The sequence below is a fragment of the Pseudoalteromonas sp. CO325X genome, from assembly GCF_004208955.1.
GTDB lineage: Bacteria > Pseudomonadota > Gammaproteobacteria > Enterobacterales > Alteromonadaceae > Pseudoalteromonas > Pseudoalteromonas ruthenica.
The window spans coordinates 279,542-303,538 of record NZ_SGPG01000032.1 but is presented as its reverse complement, the minus strand read 5'-3'; the positions used below and the strand labels follow the sequence as shown (position 1 = coordinate 303,538).

General features: G+C 48.8%; 22 protein-coding genes. 15 read left to right on the top strand and 7 right to left on the bottom strand.

The genetic code is table 11. The features are described 5' to 3' along the window. The first annotated feature begins 85 nt into the window (after window positions 1-85). Together EXT46_RS16905 and EXT46_RS16900 are read left to right on the top strand one after the other, a co-directional pair. Window positions 86-1,462 carry a Gfo/Idh/MocA family oxidoreductase gene (locus tag EXT46_RS16905; RefSeq protein ID WP_130148707.1) on the top strand — a complete coding sequence of 459 codons (1,377 nt, stop codon included), beginning with the start codon at window positions 86-88 and terminating at the stop codon, window positions 1,460-1,462. Window positions 1,463-1,741: 279 nt separating this feature from the next. After that, window positions 1,742-1,984, top strand: a complete 243-nt coding sequence (locus EXT46_RS16900) for a hypothetical protein (RefSeq protein WP_130148705.1) — start codon at window positions 1,742-1,744, stop codon at window positions 1,982-1,984. A 1-nt stretch (window position 1,985) separates the two neighbouring features. Here the strand turns inward: EXT46_RS16900 and EXT46_RS16895 are convergent, their stop codons facing one another. After that, on the bottom strand, window positions 1,986-2,255 hold the full coding sequence (locus tag EXT46_RS16895; protein WP_130148703.1) for a YfhL family 4Fe-4S dicluster ferredoxin: 270 nt from the start codon (window positions 2,253-2,255) through the stop codon (window positions 1,986-1,988). A 258-nt stretch (window positions 2,256-2,513) separates the two neighbouring features. Here EXT46_RS16895 and EXT46_RS16890 point away from each other — a divergent pair, with 258 nt between their 5' ends. From EXT46_RS16890 to EXT46_RS16880, 3 genes are read left to right on the top strand one after another with little or no spacing between them, the layout of a single operon-like run. Then, entirely contained in the window at window positions 2,514-4,241 is a 1,728-nt protein-coding gene (locus tag EXT46_RS16890) for an HAD-IIB family hydrolase (protein ID WP_130148701.1), read from the top strand. Next, window positions 4,234-5,475: a glycosyl transferase gene (locus EXT46_RS16885; protein ID WP_130148699.1), complete on the top strand. Its 1,242-nt coding sequence runs from the start codon at window positions 4,234-4,236 to the stop codon at window positions 5,473-5,475. Before EXT46_RS16890 ends, EXT46_RS16885 begins: the two co-directional genes overlap by 8 nt. A 1-nt stretch (window position 5,476) precedes the next feature. Then, on the top strand, window positions 5,477-7,255 hold the full coding sequence (locus EXT46_RS16880) for a sugar phosphorylase (protein ID WP_130148697.1): 1,779 nt from the start codon (window positions 5,477-5,479) through the stop codon (window positions 7,253-7,255). Here EXT46_RS16880 and yegQ read toward each other — a convergent pair. After that, on the bottom strand, window positions 7,236-8,591 hold the full coding sequence (yegQ, locus tag EXT46_RS16875; protein ID WP_130148695.1) for a tRNA 5-hydroxyuridine modification protein YegQ: 1,356 nt from the start codon (window positions 8,589-8,591) through the stop codon (window positions 7,236-7,238). The genes EXT46_RS16880 and yegQ overlap by 20 nt on opposite strands. 287 nt (window positions 8,592-8,878) lie before the next feature. On the opposite strand from yegQ, the gene ndk reads away from it, so the two are divergent. From ndk to EXT46_RS16825, 10 genes are all read left to right on the top strand, one after another. Then, the gene (gene ndk / locus EXT46_RS16870; RefSeq protein WP_130148693.1) at window positions 8,879-9,310 is read left to right on the top strand and encodes a nucleoside-diphosphate kinase; all 432 of its coding nucleotides are present in this window, start codon (window positions 8,879-8,881) and stop codon (window positions 9,308-9,310) included. A 169-nt stretch (window positions 9,311-9,479) separates the two neighbouring features. After that, window positions 9,480-10,610 (top strand): bifunctional tRNA (adenosine(37)-C2)-methyltransferase TrmG/ribosomal RNA large subunit methyltransferase RlmN, encoded by a 1,131-nt coding sequence (locus tag EXT46_RS16865; RefSeq protein ID WP_022943790.1) that lies wholly within the window; start codon window positions 9,480-9,482, stop codon window positions 10,608-10,610. Window positions 10,611-10,701: 91 nt separating this feature from the next. Then, window positions 10,702-12,786, top strand: coding sequence for a type IV pilus biogenesis/stability protein PilW (pilW, locus tag EXT46_RS16860; protein ID WP_130148691.1), 2,085 nt, complete (start codon window positions 10,702-10,704; stop codon window positions 12,784-12,786). A 2-nt stretch (window positions 12,787-12,788) separates the two neighbouring features. Continuing rightward, window positions 12,789-13,718 carry a RodZ domain-containing protein gene (locus EXT46_RS16855; protein WP_130148689.1) on the top strand — a complete coding sequence of 310 codons (930 nt, stop codon included), beginning with the start codon at window positions 12,789-12,791 and terminating at the stop codon, window positions 13,716-13,718. A 5-nt stretch (window positions 13,719-13,723) separates the two neighbouring features. Then, a complete protein-coding gene (gene ispG / locus EXT46_RS16850) occupies window positions 13,724-14,842 on the top strand; it encodes a flavodoxin-dependent (E)-4-hydroxy-3-methylbut-2-enyl-diphosphate synthase (RefSeq protein ID WP_022944280.1) in 1,119 nt (372 codons plus the stop codon). A 113-nt stretch (window positions 14,843-14,955) separates the two neighbouring features. Further along, window positions 14,956-16,230 (top strand): histidine--tRNA ligase, encoded by a 1,275-nt coding sequence (gene hisS / locus EXT46_RS16845; RefSeq protein WP_022944279.1) that lies wholly within the window; start codon window positions 14,956-14,958, stop codon window positions 16,228-16,230. 21 nt (window positions 16,231-16,251) lie between these two features. Further along, window positions 16,252-16,887, top strand: a complete 636-nt coding sequence (locus EXT46_RS16840) for a tetratricopeptide repeat protein (protein ID WP_022944278.1) — start codon at window positions 16,252-16,254, stop codon at window positions 16,885-16,887. Between the two features lie 12 nt (window positions 16,888-16,899). After that, window positions 16,900-18,072, top strand: a complete 1,173-nt coding sequence (bamB, locus tag EXT46_RS16835; RefSeq protein ID WP_130148687.1) for an outer membrane protein assembly factor BamB — start codon at window positions 16,900-16,902, stop codon at window positions 18,070-18,072. Between the two features lie 90 nt (window positions 18,073-18,162). Then, a complete protein-coding gene (gene der, locus EXT46_RS16830; protein WP_130148685.1) occupies window positions 18,163-19,623 on the top strand; it encodes a ribosome biogenesis GTPase Der in 1,461 nt (486 codons plus the stop codon). Window positions 19,624-19,715: 92 nt separating this feature from the next. Continuing rightward, on the top strand, window positions 19,716-20,099 hold the full coding sequence (locus EXT46_RS16825) for a VOC family protein (RefSeq protein ID WP_130148797.1): 384 nt from the start codon (window positions 19,716-19,718) through the stop codon (window positions 20,097-20,099). Between the two features lie 27 nt (window positions 20,100-20,126). Here EXT46_RS16825 and EXT46_RS16820 read toward each other — a convergent pair whose 3' ends face one another. The 5 genes from EXT46_RS16820 to pcnB are packed head-to-tail and all read right to left on the bottom strand — an operon-like array spanning window position 20,127 to window position 23,964. After that, entirely contained in the window at window positions 20,127-20,363 is a 237-nt protein-coding gene (locus tag EXT46_RS16820; protein WP_026111017.1) for a hypothetical protein, read from the bottom strand. A 20-nt stretch (window positions 20,364-20,383) separates the two neighbouring features. Next, window positions 20,384-21,235 carry a pantoate--beta-alanine ligase gene (gene panC, locus EXT46_RS16815; RefSeq protein ID WP_130148683.1) on the bottom strand — a complete coding sequence of 284 codons (852 nt, stop codon included), beginning with the start codon at window positions 21,233-21,235 and terminating at the stop codon, window positions 20,384-20,386. 12 nt (window positions 21,236-21,247) lie between these two features. Further along, window positions 21,248-22,042 (bottom strand): 3-methyl-2-oxobutanoate hydroxymethyltransferase, encoded by a 795-nt coding sequence (gene panB / locus EXT46_RS16810; protein WP_130148681.1) that lies wholly within the window; start codon window positions 22,040-22,042, stop codon window positions 21,248-21,250. A 12-nt stretch (window positions 22,043-22,054) separates the two neighbouring features. After that, window positions 22,055-22,534 (bottom strand): 2-amino-4-hydroxy-6-hydroxymethyldihydropteridine diphosphokinase, encoded by a 480-nt coding sequence (gene folK, locus EXT46_RS16805; protein WP_130148679.1) that lies wholly within the window; start codon window positions 22,532-22,534, stop codon window positions 22,055-22,057. Next, window positions 22,534-23,964 (bottom strand): polynucleotide adenylyltransferase PcnB, encoded by a 1,431-nt coding sequence (pcnB, locus tag EXT46_RS16800; RefSeq protein ID WP_082079329.1) that lies wholly within the window; start codon window positions 23,962-23,964, stop codon window positions 22,534-22,536. Before pcnB ends, folK begins: the two co-directional genes overlap by 1 nt. Between the last annotated feature and the right edge of the window lie 33 nt (window positions 23,965-23,997).

Below are 23,997 nucleotides of genomic sequence, written 5' to 3'. Positions count from 1 at the left end.
CCAGCGCGTTATTCATCCTGTTCCTTTTGCCTAGCCAATCGCTTTGCGATAGCGTGCTAGTGACGCATTTACCAAGGAATAGATTATGAAGCAGTTTAATCGACGCGATTTCATTAAGGCCGCAGGCGCGGTTGCCGCTGGGGCGGCAACCGCCTCTTTGACTGGCTGTGCCAGTTCACAACAAGCAGTGACGCCTGCACGCCAAGGCAGCTCAGTGATCGGTTTGGTGGCACCTAAAATGGAGGTTGTTCGGGTCGGCTTTATCGGCGTTGGTCAACGAGGCTACGGCCATGTAAAGCGCATGAGTGCTATTGCAGGCACCGAAATCAAAGCTATCTGCGATACCCACCAAGAGGTGCTGGAGCGCAGCGTCCAGTTTGTGGTTAATAACGGTCAACCCAGGCCCACTGCCTACGGCGATAGTGACTATGCTTATCGCGATATGCTCGCACGCGATGACATTGATATTGTTATTATTTCTACGCCCTGGCAATGGCATGCGCCGATGGCTATCGATACCATGACAAGCGGCAAGCACGCGTTTGTTGAAGTGCCACTGGCGTTGACTGTAGAAGAAATGTGGGAGCTGGTGGATACCGCTGAGCGCACGCAAATGAACTGTATGATGATGGAAAACGTCAATTACGGTCGCGATGAGCTTATGGTGTTAAATATGGTGCGCCAGGGCGTATTTGGCGAGTTACTACATGGTGAAGCTGCGTACATTCATGAGCTGCGTTGGCAAATGAAAGAGATCACCCATAAGACCGGCTCTTGGCGTACTGCATGGCACACCAAACGTAATGGTAACTTGTATCCAACACATGGTTTAGGTCCGGTGTCGCAATACATGAATATCAATCGTGGCGATCGTTTCGATTACCTCACCTCAATGAGTTCCCCGGCATTAGGACGTGCTGCGTATGCACAGCGCGAATTTCCCCCCGAACACTCGCGTAATCAAATGGAGTTCATAGCCGGCGATATGAATACCACGCTGATAAAAACCGTGAAAGGGCGCAGTATTATGGTTCAGCACGATACCACCACTCCTCGTCCTTATAGTCGTCATAATCTTATCCAAGGAACCAACGGCGTATTTGCCGGATTTCCTAATCGCATCGCGCTGGAGCAAGGAGGTGACAAGAGCTTCCATGAGTGGGAGTACGATATGCAGCCATGGTATGACAAATACGATCATCCTTTATGGCAAAAAATGGGTGCGCAAGCAGAGCATAATGGTGGCCATGGGGGGATGGATTTCTTGATGTTTTGGCGCATGATCTACTGTCTGCGCAATGGTGAGCCATTGGATCAAGATGTATACGATGGCGCCGCTTGGTCAGTGATCTCTCCCTTGTCTGCGCAGTCGGTGGCTAATCGCAGTGAGTCCTTGAGTATTCCTGATTTTACTCGTGGTGCCTGGAAAAGCGCCACGCCATTGGGGATAGTTGGCGCTTAATCCCTCTTTAACCTCGAGAGCTTGATACTGAGCCTGTTGGGCTGAGTTTATCGAGCAATGGCTGTTTTTGGTTGCGGTGATAAGCAAGCTGATACAACAAAAGTGTCCGATTGCGGACGCATATGTGTCCACAGACGGACAGCTTTGCTGCGAATAAAACGCGTGTTAAATATATAAGTTATTGATAATTATGTATTTAAATTTTTGGCACGGACCTTGATATTCCTACAGTAAGCGCATCAATAGATGCTTTACTTAAACTGAAAAAGGAATACAACTATGAAATTCGCACGTATCGCACTTATCACTACTGTAATGACATTGAGCTTTTCTACTCAAGCGGCCAGTTTAGCCGAAGAGGTGGAATTAGCCGTTAAACAAGCGGCTGAGCAAGCACTTGAAAACTTTGTACAAGCGCAACGTGAAGCTCTGCGAGCGAGTGTTTCTAGTTTGTTAGAGCAAGCACTTGATGATGATGTAAATACCGCAGAGCAAAGCAATACACCTGCGCCCCGGTCGTAATTTATGTGTTGCCGTAGTGGGCAGTTTGTTCGGTTAATCGTACATACTTATCGGCAAGCTGCTCCACACTCTCTTTATGTGCAGGGTCTGGTTTTATGCAATCAATAGGGCATACTTGCACGCAGGTTGGTTGATCATAGTGACCAACACACTCAGTGCATTGACTCGCCTCGATTTGATAGATTTCTTCGCCCATAAAAATAGCGCCGTTAGGGCACTCGGGCTCACACATATCGCAGTTAATACACTTATCGTTGATTAATAAAGCCATATCGGCTCCCCTTGTTTCAGCGCGGGCGCGATAGTACAAAAAACGCCGTTCAAGCACAGCCTTTTAGTGATTGTTTTACTACTTTTCTTGATCTAAAACAAAGTGCGATAGCAGCGCATAATCCCTCCTTTTTGCACTTTTTTGGTGCGCTTACTCTTCGCTTATTTACTAACCTTATGAAAAGGCGGCCTTTTACAATTTGGCCTAAGTCCTGCAAATTACTTTCATAGTTACAATCGAACCTTGTGTGAGCACGGCATGGATATTGAAAAATTTATATCAGCGCAACAGTTGCAGTCGAGTTATAAATTGCAAATTCAGCACCACTTCATGCCGCTGGCGCAGCAGTTAGCAAATAGTAAGCAACCTGGGCAGGCCTTGTTTATCACCATAAATGGTGCGCAAGGATCGGGTAAAAGCACCTTAGCAGCGTTCTTGGCACAAGCATTACAACAGCGCTTTGCTTTGCATACCTGTGCGTGCTCCATCGATGATTTCTACTTCCCAAGGGCGGTACGTGAACAGTTAGCGCAGTCAGTGCATCCGCTCTTTGCCACTCGAGGTGTGCCGGGCACCCATGACATTGCACTGCTCAATAAAGTGATCGCACAAATTCAAGACGGAGCTCGTGGTATCCGAGTGCCGCGATTCAATAAAGCCACCGACGACCGCGAGCCGTTAGTGAATTGGCCTTATTTTGAGCGCCCCATCGATGTGTTTATTCTTGAAGGCTGGTGTGTTGGCGCGCAGCCACAAAGCCCGTGTGAGCTTAACGTTGCGGTTAATAGTTTAGAGCAAAACCAAGATCCAGATGGCCGCTGGCGGCGTTGTGTAAACTCTCGTTTGGCCAATGAGTATCAAGCGGCCTTCAACGCTGCCGATATCCGCATCATGTTGAAAGCGCCCAGCTTTGATACTGTGCAAGCGTGGCGTTGGCAGCAAGAGCAGCAGCTTATTGCCCGCCACGGAGCCAGTGAGTACACTCTCGACGAGCAAGGAGTAAAATCCTTTATTAGCTACTTTGAGCGCTTAACCCGCCATTGTTTAGCTCACTTACCCGCGCACTGTGATGTAGTTTATCACCTTGATAACACGCGACAAATTTACCAATGCGATAACAAACTCGCCACTCAGGGGTCGGCATTTCCGGTGATCTTTACCGATTTGGATGGCACCTTATTAGATCATCATAGCTATCAGTGTGATGAAGCGAAGCCCTTACTCAATGCTTTGAGTCAGGCGCAGGTGCCAGTGATCGTTAATTCCAGCAAAACAGCGACGGAAATCCATGCGCTGTGCCAAGCTTTACACCTAGACTTACCCTTTATTTGCGAAAATGGCGCCGCTCTGTATGTGCCCAAAGGGCACTTTATTACACCACCTAAAGCTGCTCAGCAGTGCGATAACTACTGGATCATGCCCTTTGCCCCGCCTTTAGTGACCTTACAACAGTGCATTTCTGCTTTGGCAGAACAATTCGGCGACAGTTTTTGTTCTTTCAGTCAACTATCGTCTAAGCGCTTAAGTGCCTTAACTGGCCTCACTGGAGAGGCATTAACACAAGCGCAAACACGCCATTACAGCGATCCGCTTTACTGGCAAGGCAGTGACGAGGTGCTACACCAATTCACACTGGCGGCGCAGAAATTAGGGTGTGAAGTGTTGCACGGCGGGCGCTTTGTGCACCTGAGTCTGGGAGTGAACAAGGGCAAAGCGCTGCACTATGTGATGCAGATGCTGACACCGCAATATAGTTGCCCACTGCACAGCATTGCCCTGGGCGACAGTCATAATGATGTGGCAATGCTAGAGGCGGCAGACACTGCGATAGTGATTGCAAACAGCGAAAACACTGCCCCGATTTTAAAAAAACGCAGCGCGTTATTCAGTGTTCATGCTGGGCCGCGAGGTTGGCAGGAAACGCTCAGTAGTTTAGCGCTGATCAAAGAGCAACTAGCAGCAGATGAGGTGCGTAACCATGGCTGACTTTCATCAAAATGGCATTGTCACAACACTCCACAATATTTCTCAGCGTTCGGTCGCTGAACTTGAAGGGGAGTTGGTGCAATTTGCCCAAGAACGGCCCATGGGTCTTATTCTGCCATCGCTTTTTTCAGAACTCGAAGGCCCCGCGTTAGGAAACATAGTGAATCACCTGCGACAAGTGCCTTATCTCGATGAAATCATCATAGGCCTGGACCGAGCTGACGAGCAACAGTACCGTCATGCGCTGACATTTTTCGACAAATTGCCGCAAAAACACCGGGTACTATGGAATGATGGCCCGCGTTTACGTGCCTTGGATAGTGAGCTACAGGCCCTTGGTGTGGCCCCTAAAGAGTTAGGGAAGGGGCGTAATGTGTGGTATTGCATGGGCTATACTCTTGCAGCATCAAAAGTCGAATCTATCGCTTTGCATGATTGTGACATTCTCACCTATGACCGTGCACTGCTGGCTCGGCTTATCTATCCAGTGGCCCATCCACGCTTTAACTATGAGTTCTGTAAGGGCTTTTATGCCCGTACTGCGGCAGGAAAAATCAATGGCCGAGTCTCGCGTTTATTGGTGACGCCACTGCTGCGCTCATTTAAAACGGTGTTAGGTAGTACCGATTACCTCGAGTACATGGACTCATTTCGCTACCCCTTAGCGGGGGAATTTTCGTTTCGCCGCGATGTGCTCAATGATATTCGTATCCCCAGTGACTGGGGCTTAGAGATTGGTGTGCTTTCGGAGATGTACCGCAACTACGCTCATAACCGTTTATGCCAAGTCGATATTGCCCAAACCTATGACCACAAACACCAAGATCTTTCCTTGGAAGATAGAAACGCTGGGCTATCAAAAATGTCGGTGGATATTACCAAAGCGCTATTTCGCAAGCTTGCCACCCAAGGGGAAACCTTTACCACCGAAACCATTCGCTCACTGAAAGCAACTTACTACCGCATTGCCTTGGATTTTGTCGAAACCTATCATAATGATGCGCTTATGAATGGTTTAAGCCTCGATATTCACCAAGAAGAGAAGGCGGTGGAAATGTTCGCGCAAAATATTATGCATGCCGGGCAACATTTTTTAGAGCACCCGATGGAAGCGCCTTTCGTGCCCAGCTGGAACCGCGTAGTGTCGGCAATGCCTGACGTGTTTGCCCGATTACGTGAAGCGGTTGAGCTTGATAATCAGCAGTTCAGCGCACACATACGCAAGGCGGGGTAGTATGACTTCTCGCCAGCGTCAGTTTGAGCAACGTGTCACCCACCATTTAGCGATCATTTACGCCGGTATTCTTGATGATGCGCAATGTCAGGAGCTCGCGGCACAGTTGCTAGAATCGATGCTTCAAGGTGATGTGGTTCGCCAGCCCACCCCCCATAAAAGTCGCTGGGATGAACGGGATGCGGTGTTGATTTGTTATGGCGACTCGGTAAATAAAACGCAGGCTCATGAATCCCATACGCTGCCCACTGAACCGCCTTTGTATACACTGAAACAATTTCTCGATACCTACACCGAAGGCGCCATTAACTCGGTGCATATTTTGCCGTTTTACCCTTACTCGTCAGACGAGGGGTTTGCGGTGATGAATTACGTGCAAGTCAATGAGGCCCTTGGCAGTTGGCAGCATATAAACGATATCAGCAAAGATTACCGGCTGATGGCCGATTTAGTGATCAATCATTGTTCCAGTAAGAGCCTGTGGTTTAGTAACTTTATTGCTAACGTTGCCCCCGGAAAGGGCTACTTTAAAACGGCCAATATCAGTGACAATCTAGACGATGTGGTGCGTCCACGCACATCTGAGCTACTCAACAAGGTGCGTACGGCAGCGGGTGAGCAACATGTGTGGTGCACTTTTAGTCATGATCAAGTGGACTTTGATTTTGCTAACCCGCAGGTGTTGCGAGAGTTTGTGGCGATTATCCGCTTTTATCTCGACAACGGGGTACGTTTATTTCGCCTCGATGCGGTGGCCTTCTTATGGAAAGTCCCCGGAACTTCCTGCATTAATTTGCCGCAAACACATGAAGTGGTGCGTCTGCTTCGCACTTTGATAGAACATGTGCAGCCACAGGCCATTATCATTACTGAAACCAATATTCCCAATGAGCAAAACCTCTCCTACTTTGGTAATGCCAATGAAGCGCATTGCATTTATAACTTCTCTTTACCTCCTTTGTTATTACACACCTTGACTACCGGTGACTGCACAGCACTGAAAAAGTGGATGATGCGCATGCCCCCTGCCCAAGATGGTACGGCCTATTTTAACTTTATAGCCTCCCATGACGGCATTGGCCTGCGCCCAGCAGAGGGCCTGTTAGATACCGTGCAAATTAATGCTCTGGTGGCCTGTATGCAGCGCTTTGGTGCCAAGGTGAGTTGGCGCACACAAAATGACGGTACGTTAGCGCCTTATGAAATCAACATCGCGTTGTTTGATGCCTTACAGGGAGCACAGCAGGGGCCAGATAACTTTGCCGTGGCGCGATTTCTATGTGCTCATGCCATTATGTTGGCACTGGAGGGAATTCCCGGTGTGTATATTCACTCGCTCACGGGGACCGAAAACGACTATGAGCGTTTTAATAATACCCAGCATAATCGTGCCATTAATCGCCATCGTTGGCATTGGCATGACTTAGAGGCCAAATTGGCCGATCCACATAGCCATCACCAAAAGGTGCATCGTGGTATGTTGAATTTGCTTAAGATACGCGGGAAGCAAAAAGCCTTTCACCCCAATGCAACGCAGTTTACTTTGCACCTTGGCCAAGAAATTTTCGGCTTTTGGCGGCAAAGCGCCGACCGCCAACAAAGTATTTTTTGTCTGTTTAACATTAGCAATCAGCCACAAACCTTGTCACTGGAAGATCTAAACTTGGTGAACACCCAGCCGTGGTGCGATTTGCTCAGTGACATTGTCTATAAAGACATGAGCACATGCCTGAGCATGCGCCCTTATCAAGCTATATGGCTTACGAACACGACGACTTAAATGGGTTGCGTGTATCTTGACCACTTTCTAAGTTACGCATCAAAATGGCGTGTTCAAGGTCGATATCCTCGGGGATGGGAATACGCACTTGATGGCCAGAGCCTTTTGCATCGCTAATACGCTCGCCCTTAGTGTTTTCCATGTGTTGTAAGTTAAAATGCACGTTGCCTTTAGGTGTCATTAACTCCAATGAGTGGCCGGTACAAAATTTATTTTTAACGTCTATTTCTGCTAAGCCATTTGCGGTTCGACCAAGCACCTCACCAACGAACTGCTGTGAATCAGAAATAGAGTGGCCATAGTCATAATTTTGATACTCTTGGTGCGCATGGCGTTTTAAAAAGCCTTCGGTATAGCCTCGGTGGGCGAGATGCTCGAGACTGCGCAGTAAGTTGGCGTCGAATGGCTTGCCAGCGACGGCGTCATCAATGGCTTGGCGGTACACCTGAGCCGTGCGTGCAACGTAATAGAACGACTTAGTTCGGCCTTCTATTTTTAGACTATGAACGCCCATACGCGTCAGCGCATCCACATACTGCACGGCGCGCAGGTCTTTGGAGTTCATGATGTAGGTGCCGTGTTCATCCTCAAATGCTGGCATATACTCCCCCGGGCGGCCTTGTTCTTCAAGCATAAATACCTCATTGGTAGGCGCACCCAACCCAAGTGTTGGGTCCACCTTATGCACCACATCACCGGTCGGCGTTTCGGTGGCCGGTTGCACATCGTAGCTCCAGCGACAGGCATTCGTGCAGGTACCTTGGTTGGGGTCGCGTTTGTTGATGTAGCCACTGAGTAAGCAGCGCCCGGAATACGCCATGCATAACGCGCCATGGACAAACACTTCTAATTCGGTGTTGGGACACAGTTCGCGGATCTCTGCAATCTCTTGCAGTGATAACTCACGCGATAGAATCACCCGCTCAACCCCCTGTTTGGCCCAAAACAGCACGCTGGCATAATTCACGGAGTTGGCTTGAACACTCAAGTGAATGGGCATATCAGGCCATTTTTCTCTCACCAACATAATAAGCCCCGGGTCAGACATGATCAGGGCATCGGGCTTCATGGCGATAACCGGCTCTATATCGCGCAAATAGGTTTTTATTTTGGCGTTGTGCGGCGCAATATTAGAAACCACATAAAGTTTTTTATTTTGCTGGTGGGCTTCATTTATACCAAGCTCGAGGTTAGCGAGGTTAAACTCGTTGTTTCGAACGCGCAAACTATAGCGAGGCTGTCCCGCATAGACGGCATCAGCGCCATAGGCAAAGGCGTAGCGCATATTTTTTAAACTACCCGCAGGGCTGAGCAGCTCTGGTGAAAATACAGACATAATGATTCCTTAACTGAGTCCAGGTCAGAGAAAAAATAGCTCGGCAGTGTAGCGGTGAGGGCGCTAGGATGGTTTGATATGGATCAGCTTTTGCTATTGCGTCAGCGCACTAAGCACAGTAGGGCGGCAGGGTACATCATCACCGAAACGGGGTTGTCATCGCCCTGACTTGTTTATTCACTAAGCTCACGGGCGTAACAATGTAGTAGGATTTTCACGCTAAAGCGCGTATAATTCGCGCCCGGTAAAGTTTAACACTTAAAATTTAACGTTATTTGGAGCAAAACATGGCTTTAGAGCGCACTTTCTCTATCGTTAAGCCTGATGCGGTAGCTAAAAACCACATCGGTGCAATCTACAACCGTTTCGAAACTGCAGGTCTTAAGATCGTTGCATCAAAAATGGTTCACCTATCACAAGAGCAAGCTGAAGGCTTCTACGCTGAACACAAAGAGCGTCCTTTCTTCGGTGCCCTTGTTTCTTTCATGACTTCTGGCCCAGTAATGGTGCAAGTTCTTGAAGGTGAAGATGCAATTCGTAAAAACCGCGAAATCATGGGTGCGACTAACCCTGCGGAAGCGGCTGCTGGCACACTACGTGCTGACTACGCAGAAAGCATCGACGAAAACGCAGTACACGGTTCTGACGCGCCAGAGTCTGCGGCTCGCGAAATCGCTTACTTCTTCGCTGAAGAAGAAATCTGTCCTCGTACTCGTTAATTTCGAGCTACGACAACAGTCGCGGGAAGGGCTTTCGGGCCCTTTTCTTGTCCTTGTAATTCCTTAGTTTATTGGCACTGCAGCCAGTGTGCTAAGGAATTGCTATAATGGTTAAATTGTGTACAATTTGCCACCTTCGTTTTATCCGTCACCTGATAGAGGTTTGTTCATGGCCACGACTGAGAAAAAAATCAATTTACTCGATTTTAATCGCCAAGGAATGCGCGAGTATTTCGCATCCATTGGTGAAAAGCCGTTCCGCGCCGATCAGGTGATGAAGTGGATTTACCATTTTGGCATCGACAATTTCGACGACATGACCAATCTCAATAAAAAACTCAAAGCGCGACTGAGTGCTGAGTGTGAGATTCGCGCCCCGGAAATTTCGGTAAAGCAGCCATCCAGCGATGGCACTATCAAATATGCCTTGCTACTCGATGGTGGCCAAGAGGTAGAAACCGTTTGGATCCCGGAAAAAGATCGCGCCACCTTGTGCGTATCGTCGCAAGTGGGTTGTGCATTGGAATGTACTTTCTGCTCGACTGCACAACAGGGCTTTAACCGTAACCTCAAGGTTTCTGAAATCATCGGTCAGGTATGGCGTGTAGCCCGTGATATCGGTCTGCACGGTGACAGCACCCGCCGTCCTATCACCAATGTGGTGATGATGGGCATGGGAGAGCCACTGCTTAATTTGAAAAACGTGGTTCCGGCGATGGAATTGATGATGGATGATTGGGCGTTTGGTTTATCGAAACGCCGCGTTACCTTGAGTACCTCAGGTGTGGTCCCAGCGCTTGATTTGTTAAAAGAGCAAATAGACGTGGCCTTGGCTATCTCCTTACACGCTCCGAATAACGAATTGCGTGATGAGCTAGTGCCGATTAATAAAAAGTACCCTATTGAAGAGTTTTTAGCGGCGTGTCGCCGTTATATTGATGGTTCAAAAGCGAATAAAGACATCACCATTGAGTATGTGATGCTGCAAGAAGTCAATGACAGCACCGATCATGCCCATGAATTAGTGAAAGTGCTTAAAGGCACGCCATCGAAGGTTAACTTGATTCCTTTTAACCCTTTCCCAGGCAATGACTACGGGCGCTCAAGCAACAGTCGTATCGACCGCTTCTCTAAGGTACTGCAAGGGGCTGGTATTACCACCATCGTGCGTCGTACCCGAGGCGATGATATCGACGCTGCATGTGGTCAGCTGGTGGGTGATGTGGTTGATAGAACTAAACGTTTGGCCAAGAGAAAAGAGCGAGAAAAGAGCGCTATCGCTATAAATGTGGCTCAATAACAGAAAATATCGCCCTTTTGTTAAAAAATAGATGAAACAAAAGGGCTTTTCGGTAATATAGGTGCAATAACGGAATTAACGAGGCGACGCCATGCGCAAGCTTTTAGTGACCAGTGTCAGTTTACTCGCCTTAGGCGGGTGTGTAACCGAAAGCACCTATGTGGGCAGCGACCGGCCTGTAGTAGAAAAACGAATAAATAATGTCGACGCCGCGCGTACGCGCATCTCTTTAGCCCTCAACTATCTCTCGCAGGGCAACAGCACACAAGCAAAATATAACCTCGAACGCGCAGCTAAGTTTGCACCAGAGCTTCCTGAAGTACATTACTCAATGGCTTACTACTATCAACGAGTCGGTGAGCATCAGCGAGCCCAAGATGCTTATGAACGTGCGATTGAGCTCGAGCCGAATGATCCAAACACCTTGAATAATTATGGGGTGTTTTTATGTGATATTGGCGATTATGAAGGCGCGGTTGACAAGTTTATGTCAGCCATTGAAATTCCAAGCTATTTACGGGTTGCGGAAAGCTACGAAAACTTAGCTTTGTGTGCACTCGAATTTGATAAATTTGATGCCGCTGAGTCCTACCTTGAAGAAGCGTTGAATCACAGTTCTTTACGTGCATCCAGCCTCATTAATTTAGCCGCAGTGCACTATGCTAAAAGCGATTTTTATAAAGCACAGCAGGTGCTCCAGCGTTATGAGCGTACTGGACGAGTTTCATCGCGGTCATTGTTACTTGGTTATCTGATTCAAGATCGTATGGGTCATGTGGAAGATGCACGTAAATTAGCAGAAACCATTGAGCTGACGTACCCGTCCTCGATTGAAGCGCGTATTGTCCGCGAGCAGCGCTATAGCGCCAGTGAGTTTGAACAGTTGCGAGAGCAGTATCGCAAACACCAACTTTCTGAGTTGCAAGGGGTGATGCAAGATGACCGCATCGTTGCCAAGCCAAAAATCAAGGTGGTGAAGAAAAAGTCGAGCACTTCGACAACGCCTACCACAGCACCGGTCGTCGTCACTTCACCAGCGCAGCAACAGGCCGCAACCAGCAGTGTCGAGCAGACTCAAGAAATGGTCGACAGTGCTCATGAAAATAGCGACCTAGTTGCAAATGACGATGCAGCAACCACAAGCGACAAGGTAGAAGCAGCAAATACTGAGGTAGAAGCAGCAACTACGGAGGTGGATACAGCCGCAGAAGTGGTTAAAGCACAAACCTCGGATACTGAAACGACTCACACTGAACAAAGTGCTACCGAGCAGGTTAATGCAGACTCTCAGGACACTGCAGTGGTCACGACCACCGATACCAGTGACGATACAACGACCCCGAATCCAGAGCCCTCAGCTGCGCAATCTGCAGCACAGCCGAGTGATGATAGTAGCGATAGCGCGCAGAGCGCATCGCAACAGCCTGCTGAAGCGCTGCAAGCAAGCGCCGAAATTGATGAACAATCAACGTCACCGGCCGATTTGCCAGAACATGACTCCGCTACACAAGATGAGCCTGAAACCACAACCGTTACCAATGAGGTCGACACGGTTGCTGAGCAACAAAATGCTGAAGTAACGACCCAAAGCGAAGGGGCTGACAGTGCATCTGATGTAGTGGCCGAAAGCAATGACGGCGCCGAGCCGCCGTCTTTATCCACCAATGAGCAAGCAATGGCACAGGTGAGTGATGCCCCAGCACAGCATGAGGGCGATGACACTACGCCTGTAGATAGTATGCAAGCGCCAGATGCACAGGCCTTAGCAAGTGAAGATGTGGTGGTACAGCAAAGTAATACTGAGCTCAGTGAAGGAGTCAGCGAGTTTATCGCTCAAGGCGCACAGGTCGATAGTGATGACCCACTGGCGCTGCCCTATCACGTAATGAAAAAAGGGGAGACCTTATTCAGTGTTTCTGCACGCTATAATATTCGCTTAAGCACATTGCGTGAATGGAATAACCTTAAGAGCGCAGATCACGTGCTCAGTGGTAGTAAAATTTACTTAAAAGAGCCGAACATTTATCATACTGTGCAAGAAGGAGATACGCTGTTTAGTATCTCCACCCAGTATAACATTCTTCTGCAACGACTAATGGAATGGAATCAGCTAGATGAGGGCGCTCGCCTAGTACCCGGCGAGAAACTGTATTTAGTTGATCCTCAAAACTATTAAATATGAGCGAAAATAGTGAAATAACAGAGGAAAGTGCTCCATTAGAAATAGGGAAATATTTAGTACAAGCGAGGGAGCAACACAGGTTAAGCCAAGAACAAATGGCGAAAAGGCTGAACCTGACAGTGCAAAAGCTTGATGATTTAGAGCATGACCGCCTCGAAAAGCTCGGCCCGCCGATCTTTGTTAAAGGCTATGTGAAGGCTTACTGCAAAGTGGTAGGCCTAGATCATAAAGAATTGCTTGAGGGTTATGACCCACAAGATGACAGTGAACAAATCGCGGCCATGCAAAGCTTCTCGCGAAGAACTGAAAAAGAAGCCCATGACAGCCGCTTGATGCTGGTAAGCTATATTATCCTGGCTATCATCTTGGGCTCTTCCGCTATTTGGTGGTGGCAAAATAGTGATGACCCGCTGAGTTTGTCTACCCCAGAGTCCAGTACTGTGAGCTCGAACCCAATATCCAGTGAGGGGCCTGAAAACGCTGAGCAACAGCCAGTGCAACCAAGTGGCGAAATCCAAGAACAAAGTCAACAAACACCCGCTTCCGAAGCACAACAATCAGCGACGACGCTGAGCGCGCAAGAGCCACTGTCTGACACTGCGACAGAAGAGCGTGAAGAGACTGCTGATGCAGCACCTACAGCAAATACTGCAGTGCAAAGCGAGCCCTTAAAAGGTGGTCAGCAGCGTGTATATATGCGTTTTAGCGGTGAGTGCTGGGTGGCGGTAGAAGATGCTGATGGTAAGCGCCTAGTTTACGATATAAAAAATGCAGGGCAAGAGCTTGAGCTTATTGGCAAAGCGCCTTTTGCTGTCACGCTTGGCAAACACGATGTTGTTGATATCGAATTAAATGGTGAAGCGGTTGATATTTCACAGTTTCCGAAAAACCGCCTCGCTAAATTTTCATTACCGTTAACAGAGTAAGTAGTATGTTTTCAGAGTCACCGATCAAACGCCGCAAATCGACGCGTATTTATGTAGGTGATGTGCCTATTGGCGACGGCGCGCCAATTGCGGTGCAGTCCATGACCAATACCGACACCATGGACGTCGATGCCACAGTCAAGCAAATTCAAGCTATTGAGCAAGCAGGCGCAGACTTGGTGCGTGTCTCAGTGCCCACCATGGCGGCGGCTGAGGCGTTTAAAAGCATTAAAGAGCAAGTGGATATTCCGCTAGTTACGGATATCCACTTTGACTATCGTATCGCGCTTAAAGTGGCTGAGTACGGCGCTGATTGCCTACGTATTAACCCCGGGAATATCGGTAATGAAGAGCGAATTCGAGCAGTCGTCGATGCCGCTGGTGAACGTAATATTCCGATTCGTATCGGCGTTAATGGCGGTTCACTAGAGCGTGACTTACAAGAAAAGTACGGCGAGCCAACGCCTGAAGCTCTGCTTGAGTCGGCGATGCGTCATGTGGAAATTTTACAGCGTCTCAACTTCGACCAGTTTAAAGTGTCCGTCAAAGCCTCAGATGTATTTTTAGCTGTGGGCGCATACCGATTGTTAGCACAAGAAATTGATCAGCCGTTGCATTTAGGGATCACCGAAGCAGGTGGTTTTCGTTCTGGCTCGGTGAAGTCAGCAGTCGGTTTAGGCATGCTCCTAGCCGAGGGGATTGGTGATACTTTACGGGTGTCGTTGGCGGCCGATCCTGTGCAAGAAATTAAAGTCGGCTTTGATATCCTTAAATCGTTGCGCATACGTTCGCGCGGTATTAACTTTATTGCCTGCCCAAGCTGTTCGCGTCAAGAGTTTGATGTGGTCGGCACCATGAACCAGCTTGAAGAGCGCCTCGAAGACGTGGTCAAGCCGATGACCGTTTCTGTGATCGGCTGCGTAGTCAATGGCCCGGGTGAAGCCTTGGTCAGTGATATTGGCTTAGCCGGGGCAAATCGCCGTTCAGGCCTGTATATCAACGGTCAGCGACAAAAGCTGCGTATCGATAACGATAACATTGTCGATCAACTTGAAGAGCAAGTGCGCGATTACCTCGCTAAACAAGAACAACAAACGCCAATCGACGTTAAATTAGTTGATTAAGCCTTGCTCTGCTACTTGGTGGTAGCGGCGCAAAAGGCTATAATGGCGCGCTTAATTTATCGACGCTTTGACATCGGCGCTTGAGCGCCTAAACAGAATTTTTGGGATTATCAGTGGCAAAACAAATTCAAGCAGTCCGTGGGATGAATGACATCCTACCGGGTGATACACAAGTTTGGCAGAAAGTGGAAGATACCTTGCGCCAGTGTGTGGCCTCTTTCGGTTATCAAGAAATCCGCTTCCCGATCGTTGAATCAACCGATCTTTTCAAGCGCTCTATTGGCGAAGTGACTGATATCGTAGAAAAGGAAATGTATACCTTTGCCGATCGTAACGGTGATAGCCTCACCTTACGTCCTGAGGGCACAGCGGTGTGTGTGCGTGCCGGGAACCAAAATGGTTTACTGTATAATCAAGAACAGCGCCTGTGGTATATGGGGCCTATGTTCCGCCATGAGCGCCCTCAAAAAGGTCGTTATCGCCAATTTCATCAGTTCGGTTTGGAAGTGTTTGGTATTGCCAGTGCTGATATTGATGCCGAAGTGATCATGCTTACTGCGCAGCTTTGGCAACAATTTGGTATTAGCGAGCATGTACGCCTCGAGCTTAATTCGTTAGGCTCCAATGAAGCGCGTGCACAATATCGTGATGCACTTATTGCTTACCTAGCGCAGCACGAAGACAAGCTCGATGAAGATTCAAAGCGCCGCATGCACTCCAACCCACTGCGAGTGCTTGATAGTAAAAACCCTGATGTACAAGCCGTTCTGGCCGACGCACCTAAGTTATCTGAGCACTTAGATGATGAATCTAAAGCACATTTTGCAGATTTATGTGAACGTTTAGACGCAGCGGGTATCGAATATCAGGTTAACGAAAAACTCGTGCGTGGTCTTGATTACTACAACCGCACTGTGTTTGAGTGGGTGACTGATAGTTTGGGTGCCCAAGGCACAGTTTGTGCGGGCGGCCGTTACGATGGCTTAGTTGAGCAACTTGGTGGTAAAGCGACGCCTGCTGTTGGCTTTGCCATGGGCATGGAGCGTTTGGTGTTGTTGTTGCAAGCATTAGATAGCGTCGGCGACATTCGCCGTGACGCCGATGTATACGTTGCAGCAATGGGTGACAAAGCCAGTATTCAAGCCCCCGTTATTGCTGCCCAGTTACGTGCGCAAGTGCCAGGTTTACGAGTGCTAGTACACGCCGGTGGTGGTAACTTTAAAAAGCAATTAAAACGAGCCGATAAGAGCGGTGCTGAAGTGGCGCTGATCCTCGGTGAAGACGAACTTGAGCAAGGAGTGGTGACAGTGAAATACCTGCGTGAAGAAAAACCACAAGCAACCCACTCCTTGAATGAAATTACCCAGCTATTGGCTGAGATGATTTAGACCTGAGTCTACGAGGTAATAATGGAAATTTATTCAACAGAAGAACAACAAGCAGAAGCGATTAAGCGCTTTTTCAAAGAAAATGGTATTACGCTAGGCCTAGGTATTGTTATCGGTCTAGGTGGCTTATATGGCTGGAAAGCCTATAACCAAAACCAGTTAAGCAGCGCCGAGCAAGCATCAGATGCCTTTAACAAGGTGATTGAAGGTGCTGGGTCACAAGACAGTGATGTAGTTGCTAAAAGCGATGCCTTTATCGAGCAGTACAATGGCTCAAGCTATGCAGTGCTGGCGGCTTTCGTTGCAGCGAAAGAAGCGGTTGATAATGACGACTTAGCTCTGGCTGCTGAGAAGCTAACGTGGGCTCAAAAAAATGCTGGCAAAGCAGAACTGCAAGCGATTGCTACTACGCGCTTAGCGCGTATTCAACTAGCTCAGAAAGACTATGATGCGGCACTAGCAACGCTTGATACACAGTTACCTGAAAGCTACAAGGCTAATGTTGCCGAGCTTAAAGGTGATATTTACCTAGCTCAAGGCGATAAAGCACAAGCGCGGGCGTCGTACCAAGCGGCAGCAGACAATGGCGGTTTAGAGAGTAACCCTTTACTACAAGTGAAGTTAGACGATTTAGCCGAGCAGACTCCAGCAGCTTAAGGAGTGGGTAGTATGAAAAAGTTAACCCTGGCAGGCTTAGCACTGTGTATGGCGTCGCTCACCGGTTGCTCTTCCAGTGATGAAGATGAGTTGGTGTTACCAGAGATTGCCAACCAGTTTGAAACGCAAGTGTTGTGGCAAGAAACTGTGGGAGATGGTGTAGAGCATTATTTTTCTCGTTTACAGCCCGCTGTTTATAAAGACCGCGTCTTTGTTGCCTCGCGTTTTGGTGAAGTACAAGCATTGTCATTAACTGATGGCGACGTCTTGTGGGAGAACGATGTGCGCGCAGACGCCTCGTTTTGGCCATGGGAAAGCACAGACAGCGCCAAACTCTCTGGTGGTATCTTGCAAGCCTATGGCAAGCTATTTATCGGCTCGGAGCATGGCCAAGTGGTTGCTCTTGACCGAGAAACTGGTGAGGTCATTTGGCGTAAAAGCGTTCCCGGTGAAGCGCTATCAAAGCCCGCCGCTGGAGATGGCCTGGTTTACGTTAACTTAGGCTCGGGTAAGTTACTGGCGTTACACCCTGATAGCGGGGAAGAGCGCTGGCGCTATGAGCAAGAAGTGCCGCCGTTGACCTTGCGTGGCCTAAGTGCTCCCACTGTCGCAAATGGCGGAGTCTTAGTGGGTGAAGAGACGGGTAAGTTATCTGTGCTTATCTCTGACAGTGGATTTGCAGCGTGGCAGGCAGATATTGCCCAGCCTAAAGGTGCTTCTGAGTTCGAACGTTTAGTCGACGTTGACACTGAGCCCAAAGTAAGCGGCTCTATGGTGTACACCCTAGCTTATAACGGCAACTTGGCTGCTGTTGATATTCGCTCTGGTAACGTGGTCTGGAAGCGTGAATACAGCAGCTACCGCGAATTCAGCATTGTTGGTACTACGATTTATGTGGTCGATTCTGATGGTGTTATCTATGCTTTAGATAAGAGTTCGGGGATCGAACGCTGGTCACAGCCAGCACTGCGTGGCTGGTATATCACTGGCCCTGCGGTACTAGGTGATTACCTCGCTGTGGGTGACCAAGAAGGTAACTTGCACTGGCTTGAGCGCAACAGCGGTGAGTTAGTCGCTCGTCATGAGTTCGATGGCTCAGGGTTTTACGTTGAACCTGTGGTTGCTGATGATCGCTTGATCATTGTCACGCGCGATGGCGAAGTAAGCGCCGTTAAAGCGCCGTAAGTTAGATTAATTGGGCTTTGCCCTAAAATAGGCTTCGCCTTCAGGCCAACTGGTCATGGCGGAGCTTTTTTGTTGTTTAAGAGGTATATTATGCTTCCTGTGATCGCCTTAGTGGGGCGACCTAATGTTGGTAAGTCGACATTGTTCAACCGCTTAACTCGCACTCGAGATGCGCTCGTTGCTGATTTTCCCGGGCTCACTCGTGATCGTAAATATGGTCAAGCGAGCTATGATGGCTATGACTTTATTGTGGTCGACACCGGTGGTATCGATGGCTCTGAAGAGGGCATAGAAACAGAAATGGCGGAGCAATCGTTGTTGGCGATTGATGAAGCCGATGTGGTGCTGTTTTTAGTCGATGCTCGTGCTGGCATGACAGTGGCTGATCAGGCCATTGCCCACCACCTGCGTAAGCAGGAAAAAAAGGTGTTCTTGGTAGCAAATAAAACCGACGGCATTGATGCTGATTCCAACTGTGCGGAGTTTTATCAGTTAGCCCTCGGAGAGGTGTACCAGATTGCAGCTGCCCACGGTCGTGGTATAGCTGGGTTACTTAATACAGCATTGCACCCGGTTATCGAAGAGCTCAGCGCATTAGAGGCTGACACTGAGGAAGAAGCCTTTGCTGCGTTTGAGCACGACGGTGAGCTGAGCGACGAAGCTCAGCAAGAGCTGGAGAATCAAGCTATAAAGTTAGCTATTATTGGTCGCCCGAATGTTGGTAAGTCAACACTTACTAACCGTATCCTTGGTGAGGAGCGGGTGATTGTTTATGATATGCCAGGTACCACACGAGACTCCATTTATATTCCTATGACTCGCAATGAGCGCGAGTATGTGTTGATAGACACTGCCGGTGTTCGAAAGCGCAAGAAAGTCAGTGATGTGGTTGAGAAGTTTTCTGTGATTAAAACGCTCAAGGCCATAGAAGATGCGAACGTCGTGCTGTTGGTGATTGATGCGCGTACGGGCATTTCCGATCAAGACCTAAGCTTGCTTGGTTTTGCCCTCAATGCCGGACGCTCCTTGGTATTGGCGGTAAATAAATGGGACGGACTGGATACCGATGTCAAAGACCGTATTAAGTCTGAGCTAGACCGTCGTCTTGGCTTTGTCGACTTTGCGCGTATTCACTTTATCTCAGCGCTGCACGGCACTGGGGTAGGGCATTTATTTGAGTCGGTGGAAGAAGCCTTTGATAGCGCCACTAAACGAATTAGTACGGCGATGTTACGGCGGATCATGGATATGGCGCAGGCGGATCACCAACCACCTTTGGTGCGTGGTCGTCGAGTGAAGTTAAAGTATGCGCACGCGGGTGGCTACAACCCACCGCGTATCGTTATTCATGGTAACCAAGTGCATGAGCTGCCGGATAGCTATAAGCGTTACTTAATGAACTATTACCGCAAAGCCCTAGACATCATGGGGACGCCGATCAAAATTGAATTCCGTGAAGGGGATAACCCTTATGCAGGGCGCAGTAATAAAATGACCTTATCGCAGCGACGGAAGCTGAAAAAAATCAGCCAAGAGTCTAAAGGTAAGTAATGAAAGCGGCGCAATTAGAGCGCCGTTTTTGTTTATTTTATACGCCCTTAGCGCTATTCTTAAGCTATTGTTCAGAAATAAAACGAGTGGCTATGAAGTGCGTAGGGACGACTATCTTCGTTGATAATGTCGAAGAAGTGCTGGATTTTTATTACCAAGCTTTTGGTTTATCGACACACTACATTGACGAGCAAGGCACTTACGGCGAACTAGCCTGCGGGGTCGCCAAAATCGCCTTTGCCAGCCATCCATTTGCGCAATCACGCTTTCGCCAAGAATATATCCGTACCCAGCCAAAGCAGCCGGCACTGGGCTTTGAGTTGAGTCTATGCTGCGATAATGTTGCCCAGAGCTTTGCTAAAGCGGTGGCCGCTGGGGCTGAACCACTGTCGCCACCGGCAACTCATCAAGGGCTCACTTACGCCTATGTGCGCACCTTGGAGGGGACTTTAGTTGCGCTCAGCAATGAATCATAAAAAAGCCGCTCTAGGCGGCTTGTTTGGTTATTGAATTTCGCCGAGCTTTTCGGCTTGCTCTTTACAGCGGTTATAGATTTCTTGGCACTGGGCCACGCACACGGTGTTGGTCATACTCTCTTCAACGGTGCTGTTGCTACAGTTAGTTTCACACTGAAAATTTTGCTGCGCACACTGGTTAAGCTCAGGGTTTTCTACACTATTCTGGCAGCCACTTAGAGCGGCGACTAAAGCTAACGCGAAAATCGCTTTCATGGTATTCATCCCTTTTATTTTTCTGTTACTTAGCTGCAGTCTAGCGTTAAATTATCGATAAGTCTCACTTTATCCAAATAGGCGGCCACTAATAACACCAGCTCAGAGTCTTTGGTTGTCGCTGCTGTCAGTCGATTGCGCTCAGCCACATTAAAGTAATCGATACGCAGTCCTTGCTGTTCTATGCGGGCAATAGCTTGATGCTCCAAGTCGGCAAAGTCGTTATTACCGGCCTGTATTTGTTCTTTGGCCCACTGCAAGGTAGTAAACAAGGTGCTCGCTTGCTGCTTTTGCGCTTCATTAAGGTAGTTATTCCGGGAGCTTAGAGCTAAACCATTCACATCTCGTTGGGTTGGCACACCGATGACCTCTATAGGCATGGACAGGTCGCGCACCATGGTCTTTATAACTTGTAGCTGCTGAAAGTCCTTCTCGCCAAAACAGGCGAAGTCAGGCTGTACTAAATTGAACAGCTTAGTGACCACGGTGGCAACACCGCGAAAGTGTCCTGGGCGGGCACCGCCGCAATAACCCAATGACACGCCAGGGACGTCAACATAGCTTTGACTTTCTAAGCCATTGGGGTAGATGGTTTGTACCGTGGGAGTAAATAAGTAATCGGCACCGCGCTCACTTAATCCCTGTTGATCAGCTTTTAAGGTACGCGGGTACGCATCTAAATCCTCATTGGCACCAAATTGCATGGGATTAACAAAAATACTGACGACCACCTTATCTGCTAACGTTTTCGCTTTATCAACAAGTGAGTAGTGCCCCTCATGTAAGTTGCCCATAGTTGGAACAAAGGCGATGCTCAGCCCCGCTTGGCGCCAAGACTTAATTTGGCTGCGTAGTGAGCGAATTTCGCTGGTAGTCTGCATAGCTATCTTCGTCTAATTGAATTCATGATCAGGGCCAGGAAAGGCACCACTTTTTACATCTTCACAAAACTTCTGCACCGCCGCAGGCATGTTACCGGTTTCGGCAAGAAAGTTTTTCGAGAATTTGGGAATATACCCTGCGGAAATACCGACTAAATCATGCATAACCAGAATCTGTCCATCGGTCTGGTTGCCTGCACCAATGCCTATAGTGGGAATACTCACCGCATCGGTGATGGCTTTGGCTAAGGCGCTAGGAATGCATTCAAGTACCAGAAGCTGCGCTCCAGCTTGCTCTAATGCCTGCGCATCGGCAATCATTTTCTGCGCCTGCGCTTGGTCACGGCCTTGAATTTTAAAGCCGCCAAACACATGGACCGATTGCGGCGTTAGCCCCAAATGTCCACAGACCGGCACGCCTTGCTGAGTGAGGGCTTGGATACTGTCATGCAGCCACTCGCCGCCTTCCACCTTTACCATATTGGCACCGGCACGCATCAGCTTGGCAGCATTCTCGCAGCTTGCAGCAACGGTGTTGTAGGTCATAAATGGCATATCAGCGATGACAAACAAATCACGGCTGCCAGCGCGAACGCAACGCGTGTGATATGCAATATCCTCTATGCTGACTGCGAGCGTATCATCACGGCCTTGCAGCACCATGCCGAGGGAGTCACCGACCAATACGGCATCAACGCCATTGTCGGCAAAAAGTTTGGCAAAACTGGCATCATAGGCTGTAAGCGAGGTTATTTTTTCACCTGCTTGTTTTTTCTTTGCCAGAGTAGAAACTGAAATCTTCGCCATATGCTGTCCTTATTAGAGTTGTTCTAAGCCATTGCGTGGGGTATTGGCCACGAGGCGTTGCAGCGAGCTGCCATCTGGTAGGTGTAAATCAGGAGCTAGCTCATAAAGTGGGTAGAGTACAAATTCACGCTCTTTCATACCGTAATGTGGCACCGTGAGGCGGGCATCATCAATGCATTGCTGGCCAAATAAGATGATATCGATATCTAAAGTACGTGGTCCCCAGCGCTCGGCCTTGCGCACCCGACCGAGTCGTTGTTCAATCGCTTGAGTGGCATCGAGCAGTTGGTGTGCGCTTAAGGTGCATTGCATTGCGAGCACCGCATTGACATAGTCGGGCTGATCTTGCGGTCCCATAGGTTTACTGGCGTACATCGCCGAGCAGCGGTGTGCTGTGGTGCCCGGCAGAGCCTTGAGCTCAGTAATGGCATGGTGTAATTGGGCGATAGGGTCGCCTTGGTTTGCACCTAGTCCTAAGTACACCTGAGTCATTATTGTGACTCACCCTTAGGTTTATTGCGGTTGCGTGAGCCGCCGCTACGACGACGCCGGCGTGGGCGGTTATTGCCTCCTAGGGCTTTGACCATCATCTTTTGACCGTTCACATCGGCATTAAGGTAGGCACTCCACCAATCAGCCAATTCTTTTAGATCTTCTTGACCGCTATCTACCAGTAACAACATAAAGTCGTAAGCGGCTTTAAAGCGTGGTTGCTGACTCAGGCGATAGGCTCGTTGGCCACCGCGTTTATCAAAGCGGTGTTGAATGTGCCAAATGTCTCGTGCTCCTAGCGTGAAACGCTTAGGCACTGCTACATGTTGAGCGTTTTCCGATAAAATTTGATTCATGGCCGCAGCCAACGCTTCAAAATGTGGTAATTGATCGCGTTGCATCAACAACTGACAACGCTCTAACAGCGGGAACCACAGCAGAGCTGCAAAAATAAACGCCGGGGTGACTTTCTTGTCGCCGTTAATCCGCACATCGGTATTGGCAAACATCTGCGCAATAAAACGCTCTTCTTGACCACCTGGGTTGGCATCAAGCAGCTTGTCCAATGCGGGAAATAAATACTTAAATAACCCATATTGGCGCAAAGCATGGAAATTAGCTTCGGCTTTGCCACCCAAAAACAACTTCAGGCACTCTTCAAATAAACGAGCCGGCGGGATATGCGCAAGTAAGTCTGCCAATTCAGTAATGGGTTTTGCCGTAGCGCTGCTAATGCTCATGTCTAATTTGGTGGCAAAGCGAATGGCACGCAACATACGCACAGGGTCTTCGCGATAGCGTGTCTCTGGATCGCCAATAAGCTCTATGCGGCGACCTTTAATGGCTGCGACGCCATTAGCGTAATCATAAATGCAGAAATCTTTAATTGAGTAGTACAGCGCATTGATAGTGAAATCACGGCGCTCAGCATCTTCGTCGATAGTACCGTAGACGTTGTCGCGCAGCAGTTGACCATGCTCAGATGACTGACTGACGTTATTTTTTGAGTCTTGCGCCTCATGGTGACCACGCATAGTGGCGACTTCAATGATCTCGCGGCCAAATACGATATGCGCGAGACGAAAGCGACGACCAATTAAACGACAGTTGCGAAACAGCTTCTTAACCTGCTCTGGCGTCGCATTAGTAACCACATCAAAGTCTTTTGGTTGCAGACCCAGTAGCAAATCGCGCACACAACCACCGACCAGGTAGGCTTCAAAACCACCGTCTTTAAGTCGGTATAATACTTTTAACGCGTTGGGGCTAAACTGGCTGCGCGAAATCCCGTGCTCGCTGCGGGGGATAATCACCGGCTCGTCGAGCGTCCCTACGGTTGCTGAGTGGGCGTCAATGTGCTCTTTTGCGGACAGTGCTTGTCGGCAAAAATGAAACAATTTGGAAATGATAATCGCTCTCCTAGGCTGCATTTATGGCGATTTTAGAAGTGGCTTATAATATAC